The organism is Bartonella sp. ML70XJBT.G (assembly GCF_028618575.1).
GTDB lineage: Bacteria > Pseudomonadota > Alphaproteobacteria > Rhizobiales > Rhizobiaceae > Bartonella.
The window spans coordinates 1-2,436 of the sequence record NZ_JAQITA010000066.1 but is presented as its reverse complement, the minus strand read 5'-3'; the positions used below and the strand labels follow the sequence as shown (position 1 = coordinate 2,436).

1 protein-coding gene and 1 pseudogene are annotated in these 2,436 nt (G+C 35.8%); one reads left to right on the top strand and one right to left on the bottom strand.

Annotated elements, in window-relative coordinates; genetic code table 11:
• Positions 1-191: 191 nt before the first annotated feature.
• Positions 192-586, top strand: a pseudogene (locus tag PVV64_RS10235) (Arm DNA-binding domain-containing protein); the annotation flags it as partial.
• Between the two features lie 882 nt (positions 587-1,468).
• Here PVV64_RS10235 and PVV64_RS10230 read toward each other — a convergent pair.
• A partial coding sequence (locus PVV64_RS10230) for a DUF6990 domain-containing protein (protein ID WP_404978429.1) occupies positions 1,469-2,436 on the bottom strand: 968 nt, incomplete at its 5' end.

Genomic DNA, 2,436 nt, shown 5'->3' with positions numbered 1-2,436 from the left:
TACTCGTCTTCTCATAACAACACATTGATTTATAATGATAATCTAGCGTTATTCATATTGAATGAGACTCTCGAATAACGTAAGATTCTCTCATTTCAAATCTGTTTATGTGGCATCAATCAAAATCACTTGTTTGCATATCACAAGCGGGGCTGGCATGTGGGTAAAAATTATATAAGAAAGGATTTAAAATGGCTCTTATGAACCGTTTTAATGCAAGATCTGTCGCAACATTGGGGGCTGGCAAATATAATGATGGCGCCGGCTTGCTTCTTCATAAGCGTAAAGATGGCGTGCTCAATGGCTTTATCGCTATACCATTCACAGGCGTCGTCGTGAAATGGGCTTGGGAGCGTTGCGAGATGTCTCTTTAAAACAAGCTCGCGAATGTGCAAACCAATGGCGTTCTGTTTTACGTGAAGGTCGTGACCCCATTAAAGAACGCAACAAACAAAAGCGTGAAGCAGTAAGCAATCTTCATTATTTAAAAGATATTGCTTTAGAGACTTTTGAAAGTCGTAAAACTGAATTAAAAGGGGATGGTAAAAATGGAGATTGGTTTTCGCCTTTACGCCTTTATATTCTATATCCATTGGAGTTGTTTCAAAGGGTTATTACCGTAAGTTTAGAGACAATGAAAATTGTTAAAAACCTACCAAAACTAGAAATTAAAGAAACTGAATAAGCTTATAAGATCTTAAAACTCATAAGGGGTATAGGGTCTTTAATTATAATCTATACCTTTCTTGTAAGTTGATTATCTACAATCTTAAAAGGAGTGTTTATATGCATTACTCTAAAAAGAGAATATTTGCATTTTTTAATACTGTCATTTGGATTGCCTTTAAGAGGTTATATCGTAATCTCAAATGATAGCTTTATCCTTTTTAAAAGCTTTGTTTAAAGAGAGCTATGTATATTTTGCTTATAGGTTTTGTCTGTTTTTACCCCCCCCAAAACACCTACAAAACCCTCTTAAATATATATTAAAGATTGTATTTATGTGTTGTGTTTAATACAGGTTGTTTATTTGAAACATTAACTTATTGAAATATAACAACTTTTGTTTTGGATTAAAAAAATAAAATGATAATGGGTAAAAAGAACCCCCAAAAAAACCTAAACCTCCAAAACTCATAACCATAATGGTCTTGATAGCATTTCTTATGAGTTACAAGCTATCTTTTGAAAGGCTTAAAGGATCATATGCTTTTCATAAAGCACATTTTAATCACTCACTAAAATCATAAGATTCGTCTGTTAAATAAACTGACATAACCGATAAAATAGACAAAAGCCCATAAAAAGGAATTTTGATAATCTATGAAATAATAGGTTATTTCCTTTAAATCTTGCACCAAAACCATGATCAGAGCCACACCACTGTTGAGTTTTTCAACTAGTGATCAAGGCTTTGGACCGCACCTTATTTTCTAAATTTCTGAGAACTTTTCGATATTTTTAGGTGCTATTTCTTGTCTTTTTTTCCGATAAAATTGACTATTTTCTCTTTCCACGAGCGGGGTTGCTCATCGCTGGTAACCTCTTGTGGATCATCAAGCTTTTCTGCCACCTGTTTAATCAAAGCGTAACTCACTTGCTTCACCTTTGCTACTTCTTTGGCTAAAGCTAATGCACGTTCAAGGTGGGTTTTGTTGATGCTTTCGTCAAAGCCTAGGTGATCACCTGCCGTAAAGCTTTGCTGATAAGATTGTAAGGTTTCAGTATCACCCAACAAAGCAAGAGCGCCAAGATGAAGTAAAGCATAATCCGTATTATCTGCTTTAGATGTTGCATCTTGTTGCCAAGGAGCAGTGCCATAATCAGAGCGAAGTCTTTTAGAAAGGTCAATGTCTGTTACCGCCCATTTTAGCGCGTCATCAAGTGCTTGCTTTAAGCGATCCGCAGTAACTTCTGGTTCAAAGATTTCTAAACCCTTTGCTTCAAAATTAAGCTGTAAATCTGGAATATCTTCCGTGTGGGTAGGATCAATGAATTTACAAGCGGTGGAAAGAATGCCAGTACTAATCATAAAAGCGCTATCAAATTGTGGGTAATCTTTGGCAATTTCGTCGTTATAAAGAATATCTACTTCACGATCAGCTAATTGATAGCTTGCCATATGGTCATTCTCATCGATTTTCTCGGTTGACCAACCTAGGCTTTTTAAAAGTGCTGTGGCACTTTCCATGGTCAATGGAGCATCTTTATCATCCGTTTCCTCTATCTCCTCTGTCACATCAACAGCTGTTGTTTGAGAAGCAACAGATGTTATTTGTGGATCCAAGCTTAAAATTGGAGCGTTTTTAGGAAAACCAGTTCGATAATCCCTTGCAAGACTAAGAACGTTGTCAATTGTATATTTCGTGATACCTTTCACAAAGCCTAAAGGATTTCCCTTTCTAAAATTCTCCTTGTAGGACTTAAGTTTTTCAA